The following is a 25,200-nucleotide window of genomic DNA, read 5'->3' as shown; positions in this document are numbered from 1 at the left end:
CACCGGAAAGACCCTTGAGGTAGTGCCGGCCGCTGGCCGGCAATCCTTTCAGCTGGTGGATCAGGGCAATGCCGGCCAGCGGCCGGCACTACCGGTGAGGCAACCGATGTGATCAGCGCTGTTCGGCGGCGACCAGCTCGGCCAGCTGCACGGCGTTCAGTGCCGCGCCCTTGCGCACGTTGTCCGACACGATCCACAGGTTCAGGCCGCGCGGATGCGACAGGTCCTCACGGATGCGACCGACGTACACTGCGTCGGTGCCCGACGCATGCGTGACCGGGGTCGGGTAGCCGCCAGCCTCGTGGCGATCGACCACTTCGATACCCGGCGACTGCTCCAGCAGCGCGCGTGCTTCGGCGACGGTCACCTTGTCACGGGTTTCGATCGCTACCGACTCGGAGTGACCATAGAACACCGGCACGCGCACTGCAGTCGGGTTCACCAGGATGCTGTCGTCGCCGAGGATCTTGCGGGTTTCCCAGACCAGCTTCATTTCTTCCTTGGTGAAGCCGTTGTCCTGGAAGTCGTCGATGTGCGGGATCAGGTTGAAGGCGATCTGCACCGGGAAGCGCTGCGGATCGATCTCCTGGAAGCTCAGCAGCTGGCCGGTCTGCTTGCCCAGCTCTTCCGTCGCCGAACGGCCGCCACCGGACACCGACTGGTAGGTCGAGACGTTGATGCGCTCGATGCCGTACTTGCGGTGCAGCGGCGCCAACGCCACCAGCATCTGCATGGTCGAGCAGTTCGGGTTGGCGATGATGCCGCGCGGACGGTTGGCGACCTGCTCTGGATTGACCTCGGACACCACCAGCGGCACGTCATCGTCGTAACGGAAGGCCGAGGAATTGTCGATCACCACCGCACCGGCGGCGGCGAACTTCGGTGCGTATTCCTTGGACACGCTGCCACCGGCCGAGAACAGGGCGATCTCGACGCCGCTCGGGTCGAAGGTTGCCAGGTCCTGGACCTTGACCTTCTGGCCGTTGAACTCGATCTCGCCGCCGGCCGAACGCTCGGAGGCCAGGACGCTCAGGGTTCCGACCGGGAAATCTCGCTCGGCCAGGATCGACAACATGGTCTCGCCGACGGCACCGGTGGCACCGACGACGGCGACGTGAAAACTGCGCTGTGCATTGCTCATGGGGGGAAACTCTCACGAAAACAGGGATGGGGAAAATCACGCACGACAGCTGGGTTCGGGGAACCTCCTCAAGCGGCACGCACGGAGGCTCCCTATCGTTTCCCGGTTTTTTTGCCCAGCGTCACGCGCGCGGCTATTGCCGCGTCAGCGTTGATCGCGCTTGGCATGCGCGATGGGGCGCCGTCCAGGCCAAGCCCGGCGAGCAGATTATCCACCGCCAGCTGTACCATCGCCGTGCGCGTGGCCAGCGAGGCACTGCCGATATGCGGGGTCAGCACCACGTTGCGCAGCGCCAGCAGTTCCGGACGCACCGTCGGCTCGCCTTCGTACACATCCAGCCCGGCAGCGGCGAGGCGGCCATTGGCCAGTGCGTCGGCCAGTGCCAGTTCGTCGACGATGCCGCCGCGGGCGATGTTCACCAGCGTGGCCGTCGACTTCATCTTCGCCAGTGCAGCTGCATCGATGATGTGATGCGAGGACGGCGAATAAGGCAGCACCGTGATCAGGTGATCGGCCTGCGCCAGCAGCGTATCCAGATCCACATACGAAGCGCCCACAGCGGCCTCGGTGTCGGCCGGCAGGCGCGAACGGTTGTGGTAAAGCACCTTCATGCCAAAACCGTGCGCACCGCGGCGGGCGATGCCCTGGCCGATGCGGCCCATGCCAAGGATGCCCAGCGTGCTGCCATGGATGTCGGCGCCGAGCATGGTCTGGAACGACCACTGGCCCCACTGCCCCTCGCGCAACCAACGTTCGGATTCGGTGATCCGGCGCGCGGTGGCCATCAGCAGCGCAAAGCCGAGATCGGCGGTGGTTTCGGTGAGGACGTCGGGGGTGTTGCTGGCGAGGATGCCGGCCGCGCTGAGCGCGTCGACGTCCAGGTTGTTGTAGCCGACACCGACATTGGCGATCACCTGCAGCTGCGCGGCATCGGCCAGCTGGGCCGCGCCGATGCGCTCGTTGAGGGTGATGATCGCGCCGTCGGCGCTGGCCAGTTGTTCGGCGATCTGCTCAGGCGACCACGCGGTGACGGTGTCGGTGCTGCGCAGCTGCACGCGATCGCGCAGCGGCGCGATGGCCGCGTCGATCAGCGGCTGGCTCACCCATACCGTCGGCCGCGTGTCAGCCATCGAGCTGACCAGGAATACGCGGGGTGACGGTGCCGACGTCGCCGCACTGCGCACGGTGGCGCAGAGCCTGGTCCATCAGCACCATCGCCACCATCGCCTCGGCGATCGGCGTGGCGCGGATGCCAACACAGGGATCATGGCGACCGGTGGTGACCACCTCGACCACGTTGCCGGATGTATCCAGCGACGGGCCGGGCAGGCGCAGGCTGGAGGTCGGCTTGAGCACGATCGAGGCGACCACCGGCTGGCCGGTGGAAATGCCGCCGAGAATGCCGCCAGCGTGGTTGCTGGCAAACCCCTGGGGGGTCAGCAGGTCACGGTGTTCGGTGCCCTTCTGCACGGCGCTGGCGAAACCGTCGCCGATCTCCACGCCCTTGACCGCATTGATGCTCATCAACGCGGCGGCCAGGTCACCGTCGAGCTTGCCGTAGATCGGCTCGCCCCAGCCGGGCGGCACGTTGTCGGCGACCACGTCCACGCAGGCGCCGACCGAATCACCGGACTTGCGCAGCGCATCCATGTACGCCTCCAGCTCCGGCACCTGTGCGGCATGCGGCCAGAAGAACGGGTTGTCTTCCACCGCCGACCAGTCGAAACCGGCCGGGGTGATCTCGCCCAGCTGCGACAGGTAGCCGCGCACGGTGACGCCGAAGCGCTCGGCCAGCCACTTCTTGGCGACCACGCCGGCGGCCACGCGCATGGTGGTCTCGCGCGCCGAGGAACGGCCGCCGCCACGCGGGTCACGGATGCCGTACTTGTGCCAGTAGCTGTAGTCGGCATGGCCCGGGCGGAACTGCTGGCCGATGTTGGCGTAATCCTTGCTGCGCTGGTCGGTGTTGCGGATCAGCAGTGCGATCGGGGTGCCGGTGGTCAGCCCTTCGTACACGCCGGACAGGATCTCGACCTCATCGGCCTCGCGGCGCGCCGATGTGTGCCGGCTCTTGCCTGTGGCGCGGCGCTGCAGGTCGTGGGCGAATTCGGCCGCGTCCAGCGCCAGCCCCGGCGGGCAGCCATCGATCACGCAGCCGATGGCCGGCCCGTGCGATTCGCCGAACGTGGTGACGGTGAACAGCTTGCCGAACGAATTGGAGCTCACGGGCGCTGCGCCGCCAGTTCGGTGATGCGCGCGCTGTGGGCGATCAGCTCGCGGCATTCGACCGCGAAGATGCCCATCTGGCCGACCTTGAACTCGATCCAGGCGAAGTCGACTTCCGGTAGCAGCTTGATCAGGTGCTGCTCGGACTCGCCCACTTCACAGATCAGCAGGCCGTCTTCGCTCAGGTGGAGCGGCGCGTCGCGCAGGATCTTCAGCACCAGGTCCAGGCCGTCGTCACCGGCACGCAGGCCCATGTCCGGCTCGTAGGAGTACTCCTGCGGCAGGGCATCGGTCTCGTCGTTGGTGACGTACGGCGGGTTGGTGACGATAAGGTCGTAGTGGCGGCCGGTCAGGCCGTTGAACAGGTCCGACTTGAGCAGGGTCACGTTGTGCGCCTGCAGGCGTTCCTTGTTCTCGGTGGCCAGCGAAAGTGCGTCGTCGCTGAGGTCCACGCCGTCCACTTCCCAGTTCGGGTAGTAGTGCCCCATGGCGATGGCAATGCAGCCCGAACCGGTGCACAGGTCCAGCGCGCGGCTGACATCGCGGCCAGCCAACCACGGCTCGAAGCCGCATTCGATCAGTTCGGCGATCGGCGAGCGCGGCACCAGGGCGCGCGTATCGCTCTTGAAGCTCAAGCCAGCGAACCAGGCTTCACCGGTCAGGTAGGCGGCCGGGATGCGCTCGTCGATACGGCGCTGGAACAGTTCCAGCACGCGCACCTTCTCTTCCTGCAGCAGACGCGCCTGGCCGTAGGCCGGGCCCAGATCGTGCGGCAGGTGCAGGCTGTGCAGCACCAGCTGGGTCGCTTCATCCAGCGCGTTGTCGTAGCTGTGGCCGAAGGTCAGCCCGGCAGCGTTGAAACGGCTGGTGCCGTAGCGGATCAGATCGATGATCGTGTGGAGTTCGGCGGCCGTTTCAGCGGTCATGGCGGTACTGCGGGCAAAGTGGCCCCCGATTATAGGGGCTGGCGCCCGTGGCGGCATCCGTTGCGGCGGAAACGATCGGGCCACAGCCGGTATGATGGAGCCCACTTCGCGCGGGGGCTCCCATGTTCAATCGCAACGCCGGCATCATCCTGCTGGTCGCCCTGGCGGCGGGCCTTGGCCTGCTGGCCGCGCAGCAGGTGTTCGCGCCGAAGCCTCCGGCCAATGCAGCGGCCACCGAAGCGATCACCCTGTACCCGCAGGCCCGCGAACTGCCCGACTTCAACCTGGCCCAGTCCGACGGCACCCGCCTGATTCCGGGCGAGCTGAAGGGCCACTGGACCCTGGTGTTCCTGGGCTTCACCTTCTGCCCGGACGTCTGCCCGACCACCCTGGCCGAGCTGGCCGGCGCCCAGAACCAGTGGGAGGCCCTGCCCGACAGCCTGCGCCCGCGCGTGCTGTTCGTCTCGGTCGACCCCGACCGCGACAGCGCCACCCGCCTCGGCGAATACGTGCACGGCTTCCACAAGGACACCCTGGCCGCGACTGCCGATGTGCCCTCGCTGGAGCGCTTTGCCACCTCGTTGGGCTTCGTGTTCCAGAAGGTGCCGGGCAAGCACTTCGACGAAAATCCCGAGGACTACACCGTCGAGCACTCGGCCAGCCTGGCCGTGCTCGACCCGCAGGGTCGCCTCGCCGGCCTGGTGCGGCCCCCGTTCAACGCGCCGGCGATTGCCCGCGACCTGCAGAAGCTGACCGAGAAAACCGCCCCATGAGTCTCACCACCGCCCTGACGTACGCCCTGCCCCACCGCCTGCTGTCCTCGATGGCGCGTTCGCTGGCGTACTCGGACGATCCGCGCGTGTCGCGCTGGCTGATAGACACGGTCACCCGGAAGTTCAATGTCAACCTGGACGAAGCGGCCAATCCGGACCCGCGCAGCTATGCAACCTTCAACCAGTTCTTCACCCGTGCGCTGAAGCCGGGCGCGCGCGTGGCCGATGCCGATCCGCGCAACCTGGTGATGCCGGCCGACGGCCGCATCAGCCAGCTCGGCAGGATCGAGGCCGGCCGCATCTTCCAGGCCAAGGGCCAGTCGTTCACCGCCGCCGAACTGCTGGGCAGTGACGAGGATGCCAAGCCGTACAACCACGGCCTGTACGCCACCGTGTACCTGTCGCCGCGCGACTACCATCGCGTGCACATGCCGTGGACCGGCACCCTGCGCGAAACCGTGCACGTGCCCGGCCGCCTGTTCAGCGTTGGCCCGGCCGCCGTCAACGGCGTGCCGCGCCTGTTCGCGCGCAACGAGCGCCTGGTCTGCCATTTCGACACCAGCTTCGGCCCGATGGTCAGCGTGATGGTCGGTGCGCTGCTGGTGTCCGGCGTGGAAACCGTGTGGAGCGGCGAAGAAATTCCGGCCTACGGTGACCGCATCACCCGCAAGGACTACCGCGGCCAGGGCATCCAGCTGGAGCGCTTCGCCGAGATGGCGCGCTTCAACTACGGCTCGACCGTGATCGTGCTGCTGCCGCCGGGCGTGGCCGAGTTTGCCCCGCAGCTGGGTGCCGAAAGCCCGGTGCAGCTGGGCCAGGCCCTGGCGAAGCTGCGCTGAGGCTTCCGTTAGTGCCGGCCGCTGGCCGGCATCTCCGTTGATCCAACGCGTCGAGCATTGCCGGCCAGCGGCCGGCACTACTGGTACGCGCGTTACTGCAGGGCCGGTGCAGGGCCGACGTCCATGCCGTCGTAGTCTTCCACACCCTTTTCCGCAGCCAACGCCGCGAACTCCTGGTTGCGGCGGTCCAGCGACGCTTCGTCGTGGATCTCCACGCGCTCCACATGCAGCACATGGAACGGTGCACCGCCCTCTTCCGGCTCCTGTTCGAACAGTTCGACGAAGCTGTAGCCCTGCGCCTGCAGATGATCCGCCAGTGCCTGCAGCGGCTCGGCGCTGGAATGGACGAAGAAGTACCCCCACAGCAACGGGCCGTTGATGTCCCAGTCGGTGTTTTCGCGGAGGTTGGCGAACAGGTTGCGGGTGTCTTCGAGGTCCATGCAGGTTCCAGGGGTCGTGGGGGATTACTTGTCGCAGCCCTGCAGCTTCAGCGTCTGGCCGTGGCGCAGGCTGTAGGCCGGGGCTTTCAGGCCGTTGGCGCGGGCCAGGGTCGGCACATCGCACTGGAACTTCGCGGCGATGGCGCCGAGGGTTTCGCCCTTGCCCACCTTGTGGCTGCGCACCGGCTTCGGCCGCGCAGCCGGACGTGGCGTGGCCACCGGCGCTACGGGCGTGGTCGGCACGCTGGTGGATGCGGCCGCATCGGCCACCGGCACCACCCCACCCACGGCCACGCTGCCGGTGTAGCTGGCGGCGGTCGGGCGCACGATCGCTGCATTCAGATCGGCGGTGATCAGGGTGCGGGCGAGGTCGGCACGCGGACCGCTGACGCAGTTGCGCTGGTACAGGCCGGCAATGCGGGTAGTGGCGTTGATCAGCGTGCCGGCCGGAATCCAGCCATCAGCCTCATAGCGCGGGTTGAGATTGCGCAGCGCGCGCATGTAACCATCGCGGGTGCCATGGCTGCCCAGGCAGATGGTCAGTTCATAGATCGTGGTGGATCGCGCCAGGCGGATGGTGGCCGGCTGCGCGCTGATCTTCGGGAACTCCACGCCGTACTGCTGCGGGTGCAGGAAGATCCACGCCGCGGCGATCACCATCGGCACGTAGTCCTTGGTTTCGCCCGGGAACTGGTTGTAGACGCTGTCCACCCAGAAGCTCTGCCCCGGGTACTGCTTGTAGACGCGCGCTGCGCGGCCTTCGCCGCCGTTGTAGCCGGCCAGCGACAGTTCAACGTTGTTGTTGAGCTCGCGCATGCGCTCGTTGAGGTAGGTGGCACTGGCTTCTGCAGCACTGCGTGCATCGAAGCGGGTGTCGAAACCGGTGCCATCCGGGCCCAGGCCGAAGCGGCGGCCAGTGGCCGGCATGAACTGCATCAGGCCGGCGGCACCGGCACGCGAAGAGGCATGTACGCGGCCATTGGATTCCTTGGCCATGATGCCGAACAGCAATGCCTCGGGCAGACCGCGCTTTTCCCACTCCGGCCACATCACCGCGCGCAGGTTCTGGTAGTTCTCGTAGGTGGTCATCAGCGCCGGGCGCATGTCGGTCAGCCAGCGGCGGATACCGGCCTGTACCGCCGGGTTGTACTCCACCATGCTGTCGAAGGCGTGCCGCTTGTCGTTCAGCAGCGCAGCGGCGCGGGCCGCCTCGGGCACGTCGGCGGTGAGCGGGCCGATATGGTCGGGGTCGGCTTCCAGGCGGTCGCCACCTTCATCGGCCACGTCATCGCTGGCAGCTGCATCGGCATCGTGCTTGAGCAGGCGCTTGTAGCTGGCCAGCAGGGTGCCCATCTGGCAGCCCTTCTGCTTCACGCAGTCGTTGAGGACATCTTCCATGTCCTCCAGCGCGGCATCGGCCTCGTTGCTGCCCTTGGGGTCGGCATTGGCGACCAGCAGCAGGGCATCGCTGTAGCGCTTCTCGGCGGCGGTCATGCGCTGCTGCAGCGCATCCACCTTCACCTTGTCCCGAGCCGAGACCCGCTGTGCATGGGCATCGGGTGCCAGGGAAACCAGGCCGGCAAGGGCCAGCAGCGGCCAACCGCGGGAAATCAGGACAGGAACGGGCATTGATGGCACTGTGTGCGAAACAGGCAGGCAGAGTAGCGGCGCCGCCAAGGTCCGGGCAAGCGGACCTTCGGACCGTCACCGCCGGCGGTTAACATTGGGCTATTCACCACAAGGGCTGGACCATGGATCCGATTCTGCTCGGCAAAGGCATCACCGACGATGTTGCCGTCACCCTGCTGCCGAAACTGGGCAACCGTCACGGCCTGGTTGCCGGTGCCACCGGTACCGGCAAGACCGTGACCCTGATGACCCTGGCCGAGGGCTTCTCGCGGCTGGGCGTGCCGGTGTTCCTGGCCGATGTGAAGGGCGATGTATCCGGCCTGGCCGTGCCCGGCACCGGCGCCGAGAACCTGCTCGCGCGCGCCGCCGAGATCGGCGTGGCCGACTATGCGCCAGCGGCAAGCCCTACCATTTTCTGGGACCTGTACGGCAAGCTCGGCCACCCGGTGCGCACCACCGTCAGCGAAATGGGCCCGACCCTGCTGTCGCGCATCCTCGAGTTGAACGACACCCAGGCCGGCGTGCTCGACATCGTGTTCAAGCTGGCCGACGACCGCGGCCTGCTGCTGCTGGACATGGACGATCTGCGCGCCTTGCTCGGACTGGTTGCCGAGGAACGCAAGGACATCTCCACCGAGTACGGCCTGGTCAGCGCACAGTCGATCGCTGCCATCCAGCGTTCGGTGCTGCGCCTGGCGCAGGACGGCGGCGAGAACTTCTTCGGCGAACCCGCGCTGGAACTGGCCGACGTCATGCGGGTCAATCACGACGGCCGCGGCGTGATCGGCATCCTGGCCGCCGACCAGCTGGTGCTCAAGCCCAAGCTGTACTCCACTTTCCTGCTGTGGCTGCTGTCGGAGCTGTTCGAGCAGTTGCCGGAAGTGGGTGACCTGGACAAGCCGAAGCTGGTCTTCATCTTCGACGAGGCCCACCTGCTGTTCGACGATGCACCCGCCTCGCTGGTGCAGCGCATCGAGCAGGTGGTGCGGTTGATCCGGTCCAAGGGCGTGGGCGTGTACTTCTGCTCGCAGTTCCCTGACGACGTGCCGGGCAACATCCTCGGCCAGCTGGGCAACCGCGTGCAGCATGCACTGCGCGCGTTCACCCCGCGCGACCAGAAGGCGGTCAAGACCGCCGCCGAAACCTTCGTGCCCAATCCGAAACTGGATGTGGTGAAGGTACTGAGCCAGCTCGGCACTGGCGAAGCGCTGGTTTCCACGCTGCAGGACAAGGGCGTGCCGATGCCGGTACAGCAGACGATGATCGCACCGCCGCGCTGCCGGATGGGGCCGATCACCGAGGCCGAGCGCGCCCAGGTGCGTGCCGGCAGCCCGGTCGGTACCCGTTACGACACGGCGATCAACCGCGAATCGGCTGCCGAACTGTTGGCACAACGTGCGCAGAAGGCGGTTGAGAAAGCAGAGGCTCCCGCTGCCCGCAGCCGTGAGCAGGACGAGGCGCAGGAAGGTGGCTTCGGCCAGTCGATCAAGGACGCGATCTTCGGCACCAAGCGCCGCCAGGGCATGATCGAGACCATGGCCAAGCAGACCACGCGCACCGTCGGCACCAAGCTGGGCAACCAGATCGTGCGCGGCATCCTGGGTGGCATTTTCGGCGGCAAACGCTAGCTGCCCCTGCTGGGGTCGGAGCCCTTTCCCGTGGAAAGGGATCCGACCCCACGCCTCCATCGCTCCCCTGAAAAGAAATCGCACCATATGTCGCGTTGGCGTCCCCCTGCAGAAAAGAGCACCGCACTGATCACCGCCTCCGGCCATGCACGGTTGAAGGCTGAACTGGATGAGCTGTGGCGTGTGCGGCGCCCCGAAGTGGTGAAAGCACTGGCCGCGGCGGCTGCAGAAGGCGACCGTTCGGAAAACGCCGAGTACACCTACCGCAAGAAGCAGCTGGGCGAGATCGACCGTCGCGTTCGCTACCTGACCAAGCGGCTGGAGTCGCTGCGGGTGGTCGATACCACGCCGACCGATCCGCAGGCGGTGTTCTTCGGTGCGTGGGTGGAGCTGGAGAACGTGGACAGCGGGCAGACCAGCCGCTACCGCATCGTCGGCCCGGACGAGACCGATGCGGGATTGGGCTGGATCAGCATCGACTCACCGCTGGCGCGTGCGCTGCTGAAGAAACGGCTGGATGATGAATTCTCGGTGGAGCTGCCGAGCGGGCCGCATACTTTTGCGGTGATCGGCGTGGACTACGAGCCCCTGTAGAGTCGACTGTCAGTCGACTATCGCGCTCAGCGCGGGGTTTTCGCGGTGCTGCAGGAAGAGCAGTCGACTAACAGTCGACTCTACCGCCAGGCAACGGCGCCGGATACGCGCGGCCGGCACGCAGCGGGCGGAAATAGTCCGCATCTGCGTAGAAGGCAGCATCCTGCACCTCGTACCAGCCGGGAATGCCAGCCAGCGGCAGGGGCCGCAGTTGCAAGGGATCCGTCAGTACCCCGCCCACGGTGATGGCCCGTGCGACGGCATCGACACACTCCGCGTCGGCATCACCCTGCACCACCACGCACTTGCCCACCAGCCTGCGTCCAGGCAGCACCGCCTGCTCCATCAATGCATGGCCGAATACCGCAGCGATGGCGATGTCGCCGCTCTGCCAGTGCGCAGGTTCGAACAACGCGCGCCAGTCGTGCGCATCCCACGCAGCCAGCAACGCGTGATTGCGCACGCGCACGATCACGCCGGTTTCGTCGAACTGGGTCAGCGCGGCCTGCGCGCGGTTGCGCTGGCCCGGCGGCATGGACTCGATATGCATGCACTGCCGCGCATTGAGTGCATGTTTGAGTTGCCGATGGCGTGCCCACACCAGCGCATTGAACAGGTCGTGCCAATTGTCGGCACGGGTCGCGAGGCGCCCCTGTGCGATGCGCACTTCGTAGTGCAGGCCGTCGGCCAGCAGCGTGGCATCCTGCTCGACCAGGTGCAGTCCCGGCAGCCCCAGCCGCACATCCAGATCGGCGATGGCTGGCCATTCGCGGCCAGCCAGCAGGTCATGGAAGTCCTTCAACCCCGCAAACACCGGGTGCTCGAATACAGTGGCGTCGACCGCCGCACGCGGCGGCGGCACGAAGCGACGGACACCGCTGCCGTCACCGGCGGCGGTCGTCGCTGCGGTCACAGCATCTTGAGATCAAATGCCGGGCGGGTGGCGGCCGGCAGCGCGTCACCGTACAGGTCGTGCTCGTCGCTCTCGGTGATTTCCACGTCGACGAACTCACCCACGCGCAGCGGCACCTGATCGGCGTTCTGGATATGCACCAGGCCGTCGATCTCCGGGGCATCGGCCTTGGAGCGGGCCACGGCAATATCGCCTTCGATGGCGTCGACCAGGCACTGCTGCACGGTGCCGATCTTGGCTTCCAGTCGTGCGGCGGAAATCTGCGCCTGCTTTTCCATGAAACGGGCCAGGCGCTCCTGCTTCACTTCTTCCGGCACTGCATCGGGCAGGTCATTGGCGGTGGCACCTTCGACCGGCGAGTAGGCGAACGCACCGACGCGGTCCAGCTGCGCTTCGTCCAGGAACGACAGCAGCTCTTCGAATTCGGCTTCGGTCTCGCCCGGGAAGCCGACGATGAAGGTGGAGCGCACGGTGATGTCCGGCGCGATGCGGCGCCAGTTCTGCACACGCTCCAGGGTCTTTTCGACCGCGCCGGGGCGCTTCATCAGACGCAGGATGCGCGGGCTGGCGTGCTGGAACGGGATGTCCAGGTACGGCAGGATGCGGTTCTCGGCCATCAGCGGCACCACCTCGTCCACGTGCGGGTACGGGTAGACGTAGTGCATGCGCACCCACGCATCCAGCTCGGACAAGCCTTCGCACAGTGCCTTCAGGCGGGTCTGGTAGGCCTTGTCGCGCCACATCTTCTCGGCGTACTTCACGTCCACGCCGTAGGCCGAGGTGTCCTGCGACACCACCAGCAACTCACGCACGCCGCCGCGCACCAGGCGCTCGGCTTCACGCAGCACCTCATCAACCGGGCGCGAGACCAGCTTGCCGCGCATCGACGGAATGATGCAGAAGCTGCACTTGTGGTTGCAGCCTTCGGAAATCTTCAGGTACGCGTAATGCCGCGGGGTCAGCTTGATGCCGTAGTCAGGCACCAGATCCACGAACGGGTCGTGCTTGGGCGGCAGCGCTTCGTGCACGGCCTCCATCACGCTCTGGTAGTCCTGCGGGCCGGACACCGCCAGCACGTTCGGATAGGCCTCGCGGATCTGTTCCGGGCGCTTGCCCAGGCAGCCGGTGACGATCACCTTGCCGTTCTGGTTCATCGCCTCGCCGATGGCGTCCAGCGATTCGGTCACCGCCGAATCGATGAAGCCACAGGTGTTGACCACCACCACGTCGGCCGAATCGTAGGACGGGACGATGTCGTATCCCTCGGACCGCAACTGGGTAAGGATGCGCTCGGAATCGACAAGGGCCTTCGGGCAGCCAAGGCTGACGAAGCCGACTTTGGGGTTCAGCTGGGACATGGAATTGCGGGACTCTGGGGGCCTGGGCCCCTGCCGTCGTGGCAGGGGTTCCTGGGGGCCGGGGCCTGAAAGGGCGCCAGTATACCGGGGTTGGCGGCCGCGCTCTGAATGGCCAACCGCCTGATCACGCACAGCCGCTGACACCGCGCTAACCCGCGCAGCACCGACAATGCAGTCCGGTTCCCCACAACGAGGTAGATGACGATGGCCGAGTGGATCACCCTGGATACGCATCATGGCCCTGTCCGCGCCTGGCAGGCCCTGCCCGAGGGCGCCCCGCGCGGCGGGCTGGTGGTGGTGCAGGAAATCTTCGGCGCCAACCCGCACATCCGCAGCGTGGCCGAGCGCTTTGCCGCCGAAGGCTATGCGGTGCTGGCGCCGTCGTTCTTCGACCTGGTCGATGGCGCTGATGCCGATCCGGACGCCCTGCCCTACGACGCCGACGGCGTGAAGCAGGGCCTGGAGCGGGTGACCGCTCTGGGCATGGAGAAGGCACTGGAGGTGGTCCGTGCCGCAGCGACCCGGCTGGCCCCTTACGGCAAGGTCGGCACGGTCGGTTACTGCTGGGGCGGCAGCGTCGCCCTGCTGTCCGCGCTGCGCCTGGGCCTGCCTTCGGTCAGCTACTACGGTGCACGCAACGTCCAGTTCCTCGATGAGACGCCAAAAGCCCCGGTGATCTTCCACTTCGGCGCCCAGGACAAGAGCATCCCGCCGGAAGCCATCCAGGCCCATCGCCAGAAGCTGCCGCAGATGGCCACCTACGTCTATCCGGCCGATCACGCCTTCAACCGGGAGGTCGGACATGCGTATGATCCAGACAGCGCCACCCTGGCGCTGCAACGCACCCTGGACTTCTTCTCGGAGCATCTTGGATGAGCGATTTCGAACTCGATTCACGCCTGGCCACCGATAGCGTGCTGGTGGCGGAAGGACCGTTGTCGCAAGTGCGGCTGATGAACGACGAACGATTCCCCTGGCTGGTGCTGGTACCGCGCCTGGCCGGGGTGACCGAGTGGATCGAGCTGGACGGCGAGCAACAGGACAAGCTGCGCACCGAGCTCAACCGCGCCTGCAAGGCCCTGCACGGTTCCGACGGGGTGGAGAAGATCAATATCGGCGCGCTGGGCAACATCGTGCGCCAGCTGCACTTCCACGTGATCGGCCGCCATGACGGCGATCCGGCCTGGCCGGGACCGGTCTGGGGCAGCGGCCCGGCGCACCGCTACGAGCCGGCCGCGCTGGACCAGCATGTCGCCTACTGGAAGGAACGGCTAGGATATCCGGCCCAGTCCTGAGCCGTTGCCGACCGATGCGATTCAACCTCGTTGCCGCCGTCCTGCTGATCCTGATCGGGCTGTTCATGCTCGCCAGCAACCTGGGCTGGACCCACCTGAACCTGTCCAAGCTGCTGCTGACCTGGTGGCCGGTGGCGCTGGTCGGCGTCGGCATCGCGATGCTGTTCGGTCGCGGCAAGTAAGGTAGCGCCGGGCCAAGCCCGGCGAGCGCAGCGCGCGGCCCCACAAACGGAAACGCCGGGCATGGCCCGGCGCTACCGATACGCGTTGACGCAGGCAGTCAGGTACGCGGCAGGGTCACGCCGGTCTGGCCCTGGTACTTGCCACCGCGATCGCGGTACGACGTCTCGCAGACGTCATCGGCTGCGGCCTGGAAGAACAGCATCTGCGCCACGCCTTCGTTGGCGTAGATGCGCGCCGGCAGCGGCGTGGTGTTGCTGAATTCCAGGGTCACGTGGCCTTCCCATTCCGGCTCCAGCGGGGTCACGTTGACGATGATGCCGCAGCGCGCGTAGGTGCTCTTGCCCAGGCACACCACCAGGGTGTCGCGCGGAATGCGGAAGTACTCGACCGTGCGTGCCAGCGCGAAGCTGTTCGGCGGAATGATGCACTCGTCACCGACGATGTCGACGAAGCTGCCCGGGTCGAAATGCTTGGGATCGACGATCGTCGAGTTGATGTTGGTGAACACCTTGAACTCGCGCGAGCAGCGCACGTCATAGCCGTAGCTGGAGGTGCCGTAGCTGACGATGCGCTCGCCGTTGGCCTGCTTGACCTGCCCGGCCTCGAACGGCTCGATCATGCCGTGCTGCTCGGACATGCGGCGGATCCAACGGTCACTCTTGATGCTCATGCTTTGTCCTGGGGAATACGAGGGGGCGCGAGGATTCTAGCAGGGGGCCGGGCATCGTCGCCGGCCCCTGCCCCGTCCCTTACAGCAGCGACGACAGGATCGGGATCGAGGCGCGCGGGCGCTTGCCCACTTCCTCGATCAGGCGCTGTGCGGCATGACGATAGGCCTGCGCCGGTACCGAGTCCGGCTGGGCGACGGTGATGGGCGTCCCGGCATCGCCCTGCTCGCGGATGCCGATCTGCAGCGGCAGCGACCCCAGCAGCGGCACGCCGTACTGCGCCGCCATGCGCTCGCCACCGCCCTCCCCGAACAGGTGCTCGACATGGCCGCAGTTGCTGCAGGTATGCACTGCCATGTTCTCGACGATGCCCAGTACCGGCACCTCGACCTTCTCGAACATCTTCAGCGCCTTCTTCGCATCCAGAGTGGCGATGTCCTGCGGCGTGGTGACGATCACCGCCCCGGCCAACGGGATCTTCTGGGTCAGGGTCAGCTGGATGTCACCGGTACCCGGCGGCAGATCGATCAGCAGGAAGTCCAGGTCGTCCCACAGGGTGTCGTTGAACAGCTGGGTCATCGCCGAGGTGGCCATCGGACCGCGCCAGATCATCGGCGTGTCCTCTTCGATCAGATAGCCGATCGACATGGTGTCCACGCCGAATGCGCGCAGTGGCTCGATGCTCTTGTTGTCGGGGCTTTCCGGGCGACCGGACAGGCCCAGCATGGCCGGCACGCTCGGGCCGTAGATGTCTGCATCGAGCACGCCGACGCGCGCGCCCAACTGTTGCAGCGCCACGGCCAGGTTGACCGACGTGGTCGACTTGCCGACACCGCCCTTGCCCGAGCCGACCGCGATCACGTTGCGGATGCGGGCATGCGGCGTCAGTCCCTTCTGGACCTGGCTGGCATGGGGACGGCGGGGAGAACTGTTCACAACGAGCACCGGCGGGGTCAGGGGGTAATAACCCAACATCATACAAGCTGGACGCAACCTGACTGAAATTCAGGGTTGCTACAGATTCGTGCACAGATTGTTAAGTTCATGTTACGTTCGCAGAGCACTGTTTTGGGCTGCGAAGCTGGCTTTCCAGCGCGCACGATGGCGCATGCGCAGTGCCGATTTTGTTTTTGCTCTCCAATGGAACTACATGAAATACGTAAGCAACACCGCACGTCGCAATACGCTCGCCGTCGCCCTGATTTCCGCTCTGATGGCCGCCTCTCCGGCAATGGCCCAGGACAAGGCGACCAACCTGGACAAGATCACCGTCACCGGTTCGCTGATCCCGCAGACCCAGGTTGAAACCCAGACCCCGGTGATGTCCATCACCGCCGAAGACATCCAGACCCGCGGCTTCAGCAGTGTTGCTGAAGTGCTGCAGCAGTCGTCGCTGACCACCGGCGGCCTGCAGGGCGGCCAGACCTCGGGTTCGTTCACCCAGGGCGCCGAGGCAGCCGGCATGTTCGGCCTGAATCCGGGCTACACCAAGTACCTGATCAACGGCCGCCCGATGCTCTCGTATCCGGCGCTGTACAACGGCAGCGAAACCTTCAACAACATCAGCGGCATTCCGATCGACATCGTCGAGCGCATCGAAGTGCTGCCGGGCGGCCAGTCCTCGCTGTACGGTTCGGACGCGATCGCCGGTGTGGTCAACATCATCCTGAAGGAGCGCATGGACGGCGGCACCATGACCCTCCGTGGCGGCACCTACACTGAAGGCGGTGGCAGCAACATCCGCTTCAGCGCCGCCAAGGGCATCAATGCCTTCGATGACCGCTTCCATGCACTGTTCAACGTGCAGATCGAGAACGGCAGCCCGATCTGGGGCTACCAGCGCGACATCACCCGCCAGAACAATCCGGTCGGCTACACCGCCCAGGTTCCGTCGAACGACTTCGCCGTCATCACCAACGCTGACAACAAGCTGCTGATGATGGACCCGAGCCGTTGCGCCAACGTGGCAGGGCTGTATGACGGCACCACCGTGGTCGGCCAGCGCCCGTCGGGCGAGTCCTGCGGTTCGGTGTACAGCGCCGGCTACAAGACCCTGAAGAACGGCAAGAACAGCGGCCAGTTCTACTCGTCGATGACCTTTGACGTGAACGACAACTTCCAGCTGTTCGCCGACGTGCTGTACAGCAAGGAAAAGACCGAGTTCACCTCCGGCTCCAGCGCCCTCTGGTGGGGCACCAAGTCGGTCATGGGCGGCTTCTACGACCAGGGCCTGGGCAAGGTCGTGAACCTGCAGCGTGCCTTCGCGCCGGAAGAAATCGGCCCGGGCCACTACAACAACATCATGAACTCCGACGAAAGCCGTGCCTACCAGGTCACCCTGGGCGGCAAGGGCATGGTCGGCGACTGGGACTACAGCGCCAGCTTCACCCGTGGCGAGTACCGCCTGGACCAGAACCGCTTCGTGCGCTGGAAGGACAAGATCGAAGATTTCTTCGGCCAGACCGTGCTGGGCCCGCGCCTGGGCACCTCGGCTGGCGGCTTCGGCATCTACAACCCGGACTACGCGGCCTTCTACTCGCCGATCACTCCGGACCAGTTCGCCAGCTTCACCGGCTACGGTACCCACCGCAGCAAGACCTGGCAGAACCTGGGCCGCGTGCAGGTGACCAACGGCTCGCTGTTCAGCCTGCCGGGCGGTGACGCCGGCCTGGCCGTCGTGCTGGAAGGTGGCAGCGAAGGTTGGGACTACTCGCCGGACCAGGCGTTCGTCGATGGCAATGTGTGGGGCACCACCGCCGTCGCCGGTGCCGGCCACCGCAGCAACTACGCGGTCACCAGCGAGCTGCGCATGCCGCTGCACGACAAGCTGACCGTCAGCGCGTCGGGCCGCTATGACGCCTTCAAGATCGCCGACAAGACCGTCGACAAGGCCACCTACAGCATCGGCCTGGAATTCCGTCCGATCGAGAGCCTGCTGCTGCGCGGCAAGTACGGTACCGCCTTCCGCGCACCGACCCTGTCCGATGCCTTCCAGGGCATGAGCGGTTCGTACTCGTCCGGCCAGAACGATTACTACCGCTGCAGCCAGCTGGGCTATGGCCTGCGTGATGAGGCCTGCTCGTTCTACAAGAACACCTCGGTGTACAGCGAAAAGTCCGGCAACCCGGACCTGAAGCCGATCACCGCCGATGTGTGGAGCGCAGGTGTGGTGTGGGCCCCGGTCAGCAACTTCTCGCTGTCGGCCGACTACTACAACTGGAAGATCAAGAACGAGGTCAAGACTCTCAGCAGCGACCAGCTGCTGCTGGCCGAGTACCAGTGCCACAACGGCCTGCCGAACAACACCTCGGCCAGCTGCGGTGACGTGACCAACTGGGTGTCCCGCGATGCCGGTGGCAACCTGACCCGCGTGTACACGCCGAAGCTCAACGTTGCCAGCCAGAACCTGGAAGCGGTGACCGTGGCGGCCAAGTACCAGCAGGATATCGGCCGCTTCGGCTCGCTGATGTTCTCCGGCAACTACACCAACATGCTGAAGCGTGAAGTGCAGCCGATGCCGGGTGCCGCCAAGCTCGACCTGCTGAGCGATCCGTACAACATGTGGTACTACGACAACTTCGCCAAGGTCCGCGGCGATCTGTCGGTGGCGTGGAACATCGCCAAGTTCACCACCACCGTGTACGCCAACTACGTCGGCAGCACCCCGAACTACCTGGCCTACACCGGCCGCAGCTACGGCTATGTCCACTCCTCCGGCGCCAAGGCCGGCAAGTGGGGTTCGTACACCACGTACAACCTGAGCATGAACTACCAGGCACAGGAAGATCTGGTCCTGTCGCTGATGGTCAACAACGTGTTCAACAAGCTGCCGGAAGGCCAGCGCTACAACTACCCGGGCAACGAATCGACCCCGTTCAACGACGGCTTCTACAGCGTCTACGGCCGTCAGATCTCGGCCCAGGTCAAGTACAACTTCTGATCCCGTCGTTTTCCGGACTTCGTGTCTGGACCAGGCCCCGCTTCGGCGGGGCCTTTTTTTTGCTCGCAGAAGGCGGTCGAGCGGCCGCGATCCAGGCAACGGACATCGGCGTCGCAGCTAGCGCAACCCATTGATGCAGAAGCGTTGCGTGCAGTACGAAAGGATCCACCGCACATTGCCATGTTTTGAAACACACCAAAACAATGGTCGTTAGTCACTGATTTCAGGGAAGTTTTCAACTCATAGGCCGCTTGAGGAGATGACGGTTGCGTGTTGAACGCGTTAAACGCGTGTTACGGTCCAACTGAATGGAATGCAACTGAACAGATTGTTAAACCGGCAAGGAGGCCGGTCGCCAAGACATTGCTCACTACGGGGATTCACCATGTCTCGCCATCGTTCCACACTCCCACGCCACCCACTGACCCTCGCCCTGCTCGGCACCCTCCTCGCCTCGGGCACCGCCCTGGCACAGAGCGGCAACGCGCCGACCCAGCTCGACCGTGTCACCGTCACCGGCTCGCTGATTCCGCAGACCGAGATCGAGAACCACACACCGGTCCTGACCGTGACCGCCGAGGACATCCAGACCCGAGGCTTCACCAGCGTCGCCGACGTACTGCAGCAGTCCTCGCTGTCCACCGGCGGCCTGCAGGGTGGCCAGACTTCGGCTTCGTTCACCCAGGGCGCAGAAGCGGCCGGCATGTTCGGCCTCAGCCCGGGCTATACCAAATACCTGATCAATGGCCGCCCGATGCTTTCGTATCCGGCGCTGTACAACGGCGGCGATACGTTCAACAACATCAGCGGCATTCCGATCGACATCGTCGAGCGCATCGAGATCCTGCCGGGTGGCCAGTCCTCCCTTTACGGTTCGGACGCGATCGCCGGCGTGGTCAACATCATCCTCAAGGAACGCATGGATGGTGGCGTCCTCAACGTACGTGGCGGCGCCTACAGTGAAGGCGGCGGCAACAGCTTCCGCCTCAGCGGCGCCCGCGGCTTCAATGGCGTCGATGATCGCTTCCATGCCCTGGTCAACGTGCAGTACGAAAAGACCAGCCCGATCTGGGGTTACCAGCGTGACCTGACCAAGGTCAACAATCCCGACGGCTACAGCCCGCAGTACGTCTCCAACGACTTCCTGGTGCTGCTGCCGGCTGCCAACAACGCCTACGCCATGATGGACCCGAACCTGTGCGCCAATGTGGCCGGGCAGTTCGATGGCACCACCGTGCTCGGCACCCGGCCCACCGGCCAGGCATGTGGCTCGACCTATGGCACCGGCTACAAGACCATCAAGAACGGCAAGGAAAGCGCGCAGATCTACAGCTCTGCCACCTTCGACGTGAATGACAACTTCCAGCTGTTCGGCGATGCGCTGTACAGCCTGGAAGAGGTCAAGTACGCCACGGGTTCCGGCTACACCTGGTGGGGCACCTCGTCCGGTTGGGGCCGTTTCTACGACCAGGCAAGTGGCCAATACATGAACCTGCAGCGCGTGTTCGCTCCGGAGGACATCGGCGGCGGTGGCTACCGTGACATCATGAACACCGACCGCAACAAGGCCTACCAGGTAACGCTGGGTGGGCGCGGCACGGCCGGCAACTGGGACTACAGCCTCAGCTTCACCCGCGGCGAGTACAAGCTGACCGAGCGCAACTTCGTGCGCTGGAACGACCCGATCAACGACTACTTCGAGCAGCGCGTGCTGGGCCCGGTACTGGGCACCACCAGCACCGGCTACGACATCTACAGCCCGAACTGGGAAGCGTTCTACTCACCGTTGCCGTCTGGCGACTTCCAGAGCTTCACCGGTTACAGCTACAGCGAAAGCCGTACCTGGCAGAACCTGGCCCGTGCGCAGGTCACCAACGGTTCGCTGTTCAAGCTGCCGGGTGGCGACGCCGGCCTGGCCGTGGTCGTTGAAGGTGGCAGCGAAGGCTGGGACTACAGCCCTGATCCGGGCCTGATGGATGGCAGCGTGTGGGGCACCACGGCGGTTTCCGGTGCCGGCCACCGCAGCAACTACGCAGTGACCGGTGAACTGCGCCTGCCGCTGCATGACACGCTGACGGTCACCGGCTCCGGCCGCTACGACGCCTTCAAGATCGGCAGCAACACCGTCGACAAGTCCACCTACAGCATCGGCATCGAGTTCCGTCCGATCGAAAGCCTGCTGTTCCGCGGCAAGTACGGCACGGCGTTCCGCGCTCCGACCCTCTCCGACGCATTCCAGGGCCGTAGCGGCTACTACGCCAACGGCTCCACCGACTACTACCGTTGCGGCCAGTTGGGCTACGACCCGGCCAATACCACCGGCTGTCCGTATGACAGCGTCTCGGTGTTCGGCACCCGCGCCGGCAATCCGGACCTGGAACCGATCACCGCCGACGTCTGGAATGCAGGTGTTGTGTGGGCACCGATCAACAACCTGTCGCTGTCGGTGGATTACTACAACTGGAAGATCAAGAACGAGGTCGATACGCTCAGCTCCGACCAGCTGCTGCTGGCCGAGTACTACTGCCGTGGCGGCCAGGCCAACAACACCTCGGCCAGCTGCCAGAACGTCAACGACTGGATCACCCGCGATGCGTCCGGCGTGTTGGACGAGATCTACACCCCGAAGATGAACGTCGCCCGCCAGAACCTGGAAGCGCTGACCGCCAGCTTCAAGTACGTGCACGACATGGGCCGCTTCGGTTCGCTTCAGTTCTCGGGCAACTACACCGACATGCTCAAGCGTGAACTGCAGCCGCAGCCGGGCGATGAGTTCCTGGACCTGCTGCGTGACCCGTACGCGATGTGGGTGTACGACTCGTATGCCAAGGTGCGTGCCGATGGTTCAGTCGGCTGGGCCAAGGACAAGTGGACCACCACCCTGTACGCCAACTACATCGGCAAGACGCCGAACTACATGGCGTACGTGGGCAATGGCTACGACTACGTCCACAGCTCCGGCTACAAGGCAGGCAAGTGGGGCTCCTACACCACTTACAACCTGAGCGTGAACTACCGTGCGCTGGACAACCTGACTCTGTCGCTGATGGTCAACAACGTGTTCAACAAGATGCCGGACAACCAGCGCTTCAGCTTCGCCGGCACCAGCGGCCAGCCGTACAACAACTACCTGTACAACGCCTACGGGCGTGCGATCTATGTGCAGGCCAAGTACGAGTTCGGCGGCAAGTAAACGTTTGCTTCAGCAGCAACGAGAAAGCCCCGCCATGGCGGGGCTTTTTCTTGCCCTGCAGTACGGGAAAAGAAAGAGGCCCTGGCAAGCGGGACCTCCCCCTATCCCCTCTTCCGGTCAACGGAAGGCGTAGCGCAGGCTGGCCATGTAGCGGCGGCCGAGCGCATCGAGCACGTACGGGAACGGGCCGATGTCATCGGACAGATTCAGTACCGACAGATTGATGCGGGCGCTGTCCGTCAAACGGTAGCTGACGTTGGCGTCCCAGGTCGTCCAGCTGTCACGCTTGAAGTACTGCCGGCTTTCCGGGGTTGCGGTCAAGCTGAACTGCGAGCCGCTCGTGTAGTTGGACGTCACGCCATAGCTCCACTTGCCGATGGCATGCTGCGCCGTCCAGCGGAACTGGCGCTTGGGCTCGTCGAACGTACCCACGCGCTCCACGAACGGCACATCGGCGCTGGCGGCCTGGCCACGGTTCTTCGGCATGTAGCCGTAGAAGCCCAGTGCCACCTGGCCGAATTGGCCCATATCCCAGTTGTAGTCCACCTCGGCCGTCCAGCCGCGGAACATCAGCACCGGGCCATTGCCGTACTCGGTGCGGATATCGGTAGCCGCACCGCTCAGCGGATTGCGCGTCACCAGGCTGCAGAAGCGGTTGGCGTTGGGCACGTTGGACGCGTTGAAGTCCGGGTTATCGAAGCAGCCGGTGATGATGTCGGTCGGGCTGAGACTGGTGATCACATCGGTGATCTTGATGTCATACCAGTCAGCCGCGACCCGCAGGCCCTTTGCCCAGTCCGGCGCGAACACGATGCCCGCCGTCCACGACTTGGCCTTCTCGTTCTTCAGGCCGGTATAGCCGTTGACCGAGCCGAGGGTGTTGGTCGGCGACGCCTGGAAGGTTGCCGGATCCGCACCTGGGTAAGCCTGGAAGAAGGCCTCGCAGTTGCGGCGGCGAACCGCGGGATTGGTGCCGCCGTTGATGGCCGACACGGAGCAGACTTCCGGGATGTTGTAGTACGCCGGCTGCAGCGAGGTATAGAGCTCGGCAATCGACGGTGCACGCAGCGACTGCGTCTTACTGCCGCGCAGCTGGATTCCCGCGAACGGCTCGTACTGGATGCCATAGGTGTACGCATTGAAGCCGCCAGCCACCGAGTTGACCACGCGGCGGCCCTTCAGGGTCACGTCCAGGCGATGCAGGCCCGGTAGATCCCAGTCGGGGTTGAACAGCGGCGCCAGGAACTCGGCGAAGATTTCATTGGTGTGATAGTCGCCCTTGGCGCCCTGGATCGGCACCGAACGGCCCTGCCCCAGTCGCTGGTACTCGCTCGGGGTGAACGAACCTTCTTCACGGCGATGCTCCACACCCGCGGCGAAGGAGAACTCGCCACCCGGAAGGTCAAACAGACCGCCGGTCACCGACGCGTTGAACACGGTCTGGCGCGTTGTTGCCTTGGCCAGTGTGGGCGTTGACACATAAGCCAGCGCTTCGGGTGATGCCTGGTTCTCGCCGAATAGATTCAGCGGACGGCAGTTCGGATCCGCAGTGGTGCCCGGCGCGGATGCATCACAGACGATGTTGCCGCTGGCATCACGCTTCACGTTGAGCGCGTTGATGAAGTTCTGCTGGATCAGGCCAGTACCCTTGTAGTCGAAGTCGCCTCGACCGTGGGTCACACTGGTTTCCCAGTTGAAACGGCGTTCGCCGATATCGAAGAAGCCGTCCAGGCCTAGCACGATACGACTGAGGCGCGTGTCGGTGCTGGCGTTGTTCATGCTCAGGTCGCGCGACGAGCGCGACAGGCGGAACGAGGTGATGCCGTTCTCGGCCAGGATGCGCCGCGACTCAGCGCTGAGGAATGGATTGCTCGCGCTGAACAGCATCGCGCCGCTCTGGTCACCACTGCCATCGGGGTTTGCTGCACCAAAACCAGCCGCGTTGTAGACGTTCTGGTCCAGCGTCTCGCGGGCGGTGGCGCTGTAGTGCGACAGTTCGAAGAAGCCACGCACGTTGTCGTTGAAGTCGAAGCTGCCGGTCGAGTAGACCGAACGGCGTTCGAGGTCGGCGATCAGCGGGAGGGTTTCGTTGAGGTTGAGTCCATCGCCACCGGAAGCATTGCCACTGGGATAGCTGATGCCCGGATCATAGGCAACCAGATCACCCTTGTTGTTGAAGTGCCAGAGCTGATTGTTGGCACCGAAGCCATTCAACTCACCCGTAGCATTCCGCTGGTAGCTGCGTCGCACCTGAATGTCCGACGGCATGATCAGGCCACCGAAGGTCATGCTGGAAATGCGCCGGTTTCGGATCCAGACCTGGTCGGCAATGCCATCGGCCGGTCCGGTGTTGAACGGGATGCCGGAATCGATGCGACCATCGTTGCCCGGCGTGCGCCACGACTGGAAACGCGCCACGTTTGCAGCCGTCGGATTGGTCTGCAGGCTGTAGCCGTTGCGGTAGAAGTCGCGCTGGAGCGCATTCACGCCGTCGCTGTTATCCAGTTCGGCAGCAATGGTGAAGTGGCCACGACCATCGGCGAAACCACTACCGAAGATGGCAGACCAGGAGTAGCGGTCATTGTCATTCTTGGTGGTTCTACCAAAGCCCAGCTCGACCTCGGCACCTTCGAACTTGTCGCGCAGGATGATGTTGTTCACGCCGGAGATGGCATCGGAACCATAGGTGGGTGCACCACCGATGCTCAGGCTTTCCACGCGCTCGACCATCACAGTCGGGATCGAATTCATGTCGACCTGGATGCCCGAACCGCCGCCCGCGCCGAATACGGTTGGCGGTGCAGAGGTCACGAAGCGTCGGCCATTGACCAGGGTCAGCAAGCGGTTGCTGCCCAGGCCGAAACGACTGGCGAAGTTCACGCCCGCACCGAAGCCGGCCTGGTCACCGCGCGAGGAAACACCAGCCGAAACACCGGGGATCTTGGTCAACGCATCGATCAGGTTGGTGTGCCCGTAAGCCTCGATGTCCTGGCGGGACACCACGGCCGCTGGTTCCAGGGTGTCATAGCCGGCGCGGTAAATGTGCGAGCCCGTTACCGTGATGCGGTCCAGCTGGGTGGCCGCGGCTTCATTGGAAGCCTTCTTCGCGCTCTCGGCGGTCTCCTTTGCAGCATCCCCATCCTGCGCGAAGGCAGGCAGGGCGACAGCAAGCAGAAGGGCCGAGCTGAGCGCGAGACTCAACGGATTGCGGGGTAGTGGGCGAGTCTTCTCCATGTCTCTCTCTCTGAAAAGTGAAGGCATAAAAAGCTCTGCATCGGCAAGGCAGAGGCAATACGGTCAGCAACCGTTCACGTGCCGATAACGGAATTCATACACATAACGACACTAAACAGCAACATTCAGCAAAAATTCAAGTTCACTGAATACGTCACCGAAGGAGTGCACAAGGTGGAGATTAGGCACAAGAGATGAAACATTATTTAAATAAATCAAC

At 64.7% G+C, this 25,200-nt stretch carries 20 protein-coding genes; 9 read left to right on the top strand and 11 right to left on the bottom strand.

Annotation, left to right across the window (positions count from 1 at the left end; all coding sequences use genetic code 11):
* Window positions 1-112: 112 nt before the first annotated feature.
* The 4 genes from AC13GA_RS06595 to prmB form a co-directional block, all read right to left on the bottom strand.
* The gene (locus AC13GA_RS06595; protein ID WP_482997739.1) at window positions 113-1,141 is read right to left on the bottom strand and encodes an aspartate-semialdehyde dehydrogenase; all 1,029 of its coding nucleotides are present in this window, start codon (window positions 1,139-1,141) and stop codon (window positions 113-115) included.
* A 92-nt stretch (window positions 1,142-1,233) separates the two neighbouring features.
* Complete coding sequence (locus AC13GA_RS06590) at window positions 1,234-2,271, bottom strand: 2-hydroxyacid dehydrogenase (RefSeq protein ID WP_136639378.1); 1,038 nt, start codon at window positions 2,269-2,271, stop codon at window positions 1,234-1,236.
* On the bottom strand, window positions 2,264-3,367 hold the full coding sequence (gene aroC, locus AC13GA_RS06585) for a chorismate synthase (protein WP_136639377.1): 1,104 nt from the start codon (window positions 3,365-3,367) through the stop codon (window positions 2,264-2,266). Before aroC ends, AC13GA_RS06590 begins: the two co-directional genes overlap by 8 nt.
* Window positions 3,364-4,293 (bottom strand): 50S ribosomal protein L3 N(5)-glutamine methyltransferase, encoded by a 930-nt coding sequence (gene prmB, locus AC13GA_RS06580; RefSeq protein WP_136639376.1) that lies wholly within the window; start codon window positions 4,291-4,293, stop codon window positions 3,364-3,366. Before prmB ends, aroC begins: the two co-directional genes overlap by 4 nt.
* Before the next feature lie 122 nt (window positions 4,294-4,415).
* Here prmB and AC13GA_RS06575 point away from each other — a divergent pair, with 122 nt between their 5' ends.
* A complete protein-coding gene (locus tag AC13GA_RS06575; RefSeq protein WP_136639375.1) occupies window positions 4,416-5,066 on the top strand; it encodes an SCO family protein in 651 nt (216 codons plus the stop codon).
* Entirely contained in the window at window positions 5,063-5,905 is an 843-nt protein-coding gene (gene asd / locus AC13GA_RS06570) for an archaetidylserine decarboxylase (protein ID WP_482997738.1), read from the top strand. Before AC13GA_RS06575 ends, asd begins: the two co-directional genes overlap by 4 nt.
* A 92-nt stretch (window positions 5,906-5,997) precedes the next feature.
* Here asd and AC13GA_RS06565 read toward each other — a convergent pair whose 3' ends face one another.
* A complete protein-coding gene (locus AC13GA_RS06565; RefSeq protein ID WP_136639373.1) occupies window positions 5,998-6,345 on the bottom strand; it encodes a ribonuclease E inhibitor RraB in 348 nt (115 codons plus the stop codon).
* 24 nt (window positions 6,346-6,369) lie between these two features.
* Window positions 6,370-7,974 (bottom strand): transglycosylase SLT domain-containing protein, encoded by a 1,605-nt coding sequence (locus tag AC13GA_RS06560; RefSeq protein ID WP_006381476.1) that lies wholly within the window; start codon window positions 7,972-7,974, stop codon window positions 6,370-6,372.
* A gap of 122 nt (window positions 7,975-8,096) precedes the next feature.
* Here AC13GA_RS06560 and AC13GA_RS06555 point away from each other — a divergent pair, with 122 nt between their 5' ends.
* Both AC13GA_RS06555 and greB read left to right on the top strand, forming a co-directional pair.
* Window positions 8,097-9,602 carry a helicase HerA-like domain-containing protein gene (locus AC13GA_RS06555; protein WP_136639371.1) on the top strand — a complete coding sequence of 502 codons (1,506 nt, stop codon included), beginning with the start codon at window positions 8,097-8,099 and terminating at the stop codon, window positions 9,600-9,602.
* A gap of 87 nt (window positions 9,603-9,689) precedes the next feature.
* Window positions 9,690-10,196 (top strand): transcription elongation factor GreB, encoded by a 507-nt coding sequence (gene greB, locus AC13GA_RS06550; protein WP_006381559.1) that lies wholly within the window; start codon window positions 9,690-9,692, stop codon window positions 10,194-10,196.
* 67 nt (window positions 10,197-10,263) lie between these two features.
* Here greB and AC13GA_RS06545 read toward each other — a convergent pair whose 3' ends face one another.
* Both AC13GA_RS06545 and rimO read right to left on the bottom strand, forming a co-directional pair.
* On the bottom strand, window positions 10,264-11,109 hold the full coding sequence (locus AC13GA_RS06545; protein ID WP_253078231.1) for a DUF3025 domain-containing protein: 846 nt from the start codon (window positions 11,107-11,109) through the stop codon (window positions 10,264-10,266).
* Entirely contained in the window at window positions 11,106-12,467 is a 1,362-nt protein-coding gene (gene rimO, locus AC13GA_RS06540; RefSeq protein WP_049436796.1) for a 30S ribosomal protein S12 methylthiotransferase RimO, read from the bottom strand. The genes AC13GA_RS06545 and rimO overlap by 4 nt, the downstream gene beginning before the upstream one ends.
* Window positions 12,468-12,671: 204 nt before the next feature.
* On the opposite strand from rimO, the gene AC13GA_RS06535 reads away from it, so the two are divergent.
* The 3 genes from AC13GA_RS06535 to AC13GA_RS06525 are packed head-to-tail and all read left to right on the top strand — an operon-like array spanning window position 12,672 to window position 13,944.
* Window positions 12,672-13,343, top strand: a complete 672-nt coding sequence (locus tag AC13GA_RS06535; protein WP_046983627.1) for a dienelactone hydrolase family protein — start codon at window positions 12,672-12,674, stop codon at window positions 13,341-13,343.
* Window positions 13,340-13,762 carry an HIT domain-containing protein gene (locus AC13GA_RS06530; RefSeq protein ID WP_006381641.1) on the top strand — a complete coding sequence of 141 codons (423 nt, stop codon included), beginning with the start codon at window positions 13,340-13,342 and terminating at the stop codon, window positions 13,760-13,762. Before AC13GA_RS06535 ends, AC13GA_RS06530 begins: the two co-directional genes overlap by 4 nt.
* Before the next feature lie 14 nt (window positions 13,763-13,776).
* Window positions 13,777-13,944 (top strand): LiaI-LiaF-like domain-containing protein, encoded by a 168-nt coding sequence (locus AC13GA_RS06525; protein ID WP_005418011.1) that lies wholly within the window; start codon window positions 13,777-13,779, stop codon window positions 13,942-13,944.
* Window positions 13,945-14,042: 98 nt separating this feature from the next.
* Here AC13GA_RS06525 and dcd read toward each other — a convergent pair whose 3' ends face one another.
* Both dcd and apbC read right to left on the bottom strand, forming a co-directional pair.
* Window positions 14,043-14,615, bottom strand: a complete 573-nt coding sequence (gene dcd / locus AC13GA_RS06520) for a dCTP deaminase (RefSeq protein ID WP_012511735.1) — start codon at window positions 14,613-14,615, stop codon at window positions 14,043-14,045.
* 79 nt (window positions 14,616-14,694) lie between these two features.
* Window positions 14,695-15,588 carry an iron-sulfur cluster carrier protein ApbC gene (apbC, locus tag AC13GA_RS06515; protein WP_046983626.1) on the bottom strand — a complete coding sequence of 298 codons (894 nt, stop codon included), beginning with the start codon at window positions 15,586-15,588 and terminating at the stop codon, window positions 14,695-14,697.
* Window positions 15,589-15,763: 175 nt separating this feature from the next.
* Here apbC and AC13GA_RS06510 point away from each other — a divergent pair, with 175 nt between their 5' ends.
* Window positions 15,764-18,553: a TonB-dependent receptor plug domain-containing protein gene (locus tag AC13GA_RS06510; RefSeq protein WP_046983579.1), complete on the top strand. Its 2,790-nt coding sequence runs from the start codon at window positions 15,764-15,766 to the stop codon at window positions 18,551-18,553.
* 385 nt (window positions 18,554-18,938) lie between these two features.
* The gene (locus AC13GA_RS06505) at window positions 18,939-21,746 is read left to right on the top strand and encodes a TonB-dependent receptor domain-containing protein (RefSeq protein WP_253078233.1); all 2,808 of its coding nucleotides are present in this window, start codon (window positions 18,939-18,941) and stop codon (window positions 21,744-21,746) included.
* Between the two features lie 117 nt (window positions 21,747-21,863).
* Here AC13GA_RS06505 and AC13GA_RS06500 read toward each other — a convergent pair whose 3' ends face one another.
* Window positions 21,864-24,980 (bottom strand): TonB-dependent receptor domain-containing protein, encoded by a 3,117-nt coding sequence (locus AC13GA_RS06500; protein ID WP_337302893.1) that lies wholly within the window; start codon window positions 24,978-24,980, stop codon window positions 21,864-21,866.
* Window positions 24,981-25,200 lie beyond the last annotated feature (220 nt).

It is taken from the genome of Stenotrophomonas sp. 22DLJC03 (genome assembly GCF_056861405.1).
The sequence above is the reverse complement of the archived record's forward strand: the minus strand, read 5'-3'. Positions and strand labels throughout refer to the sequence as shown.

Bases quoted from the DNA above. Each gene is read 5' to 3' on its own strand.
- AC13GA_RS06595 (WP_482997739.1), bottom strand. From the start codon at position 1,141: ATGAGCAATGCACAGCGCAGTTTTCACGTCGCCGTCGTCGGTGCCACC.
- AC13GA_RS06590 (WP_136639378.1), bottom strand. From the start codon at position 2,271: ATGGCTGACACGCGGCCGACGGTATGGGTGAGCCAGCCGCTGATCGAC.
- prmB (WP_136639376.1), bottom strand. From the start codon at position 4,293: ATGACCGCTGAAACGGCCGCCGAACTCCACACGATCATCGATCTGATC.
- AC13GA_RS06575 (WP_136639375.1), top strand. From the start codon at position 4,416: ATGTTCAATCGCAACGCCGGCATCATCCTGCTGGTCGCCCTGGCGGCG.
- asd (WP_482997738.1), top strand. From the start codon at position 5,063: ATGAGTCTCACCACCGCCCTGACGTACGCCCTGCCCCACCGCCTGCTG.
- AC13GA_RS06565 (WP_136639373.1), bottom strand. From the start codon at position 6,345: ATGGACCTCGAAGACACCCGCAACCTGTTCGCCAACCTCCGCGAAAAC.
- AC13GA_RS06560 (WP_006381476.1), bottom strand. From the start codon at position 7,974: ATGCCCGTTCCTGTCCTGATTTCCCGCGGTTGGCCGCTGCTGGCCCTT.
- AC13GA_RS06555 (WP_136639371.1), top strand. From the start codon at position 8,097: ATGGATCCGATTCTGCTCGGCAAAGGCATCACCGACGATGTTGCCGTC.
- greB (WP_006381559.1), top strand. From the start codon at position 9,690: ATGTCGCGTTGGCGTCCCCCTGCAGAAAAGAGCACCGCACTGATCACC.
- rimO (WP_049436796.1), bottom strand. From the start codon at position 12,467: ATGTCCCAGCTGAACCCCAAAGTCGGCTTCGTCAGCCTTGGCTGCCCG.
- AC13GA_RS06535 (WP_046983627.1), top strand. From the start codon at position 12,672: ATGGCCGAGTGGATCACCCTGGATACGCATCATGGCCCTGTCCGCGCC.
- AC13GA_RS06530 (WP_006381641.1), top strand. From the start codon at position 13,340: ATGAGCGATTTCGAACTCGATTCACGCCTGGCCACCGATAGCGTGCTG.
- AC13GA_RS06525 (WP_005418011.1), top strand. From the start codon at position 13,777: ATGCGATTCAACCTCGTTGCCGCCGTCCTGCTGATCCTGATCGGGCTG.
- dcd (WP_012511735.1), bottom strand. From the start codon at position 14,615: ATGAGCATCAAGAGTGACCGTTGGATCCGCCGCATGTCCGAGCAGCAC.
- apbC (WP_046983626.1), bottom strand. From the start codon at position 15,588: ATGTTGGGTTATTACCCCCTGACCCCGCCGGTGCTCGTTGTGAACAGT.
- AC13GA_RS06510 (WP_046983579.1), top strand. From the start codon at position 15,764: ATGAAATACGTAAGCAACACCGCACGTCGCAATACGCTCGCCGTCGCC.
- AC13GA_RS06505 (WP_253078233.1), top strand. From the start codon at position 18,939: ATGTCTCGCCATCGTTCCACACTCCCACGCCACCCACTGACCCTCGCC.
- AC13GA_RS06500 (WP_337302893.1), bottom strand. From the start codon at position 24,980: ATGGAGAAGACTCGCCCACTACCCCGCAATCCGTTGAGTCTCGCGCTC.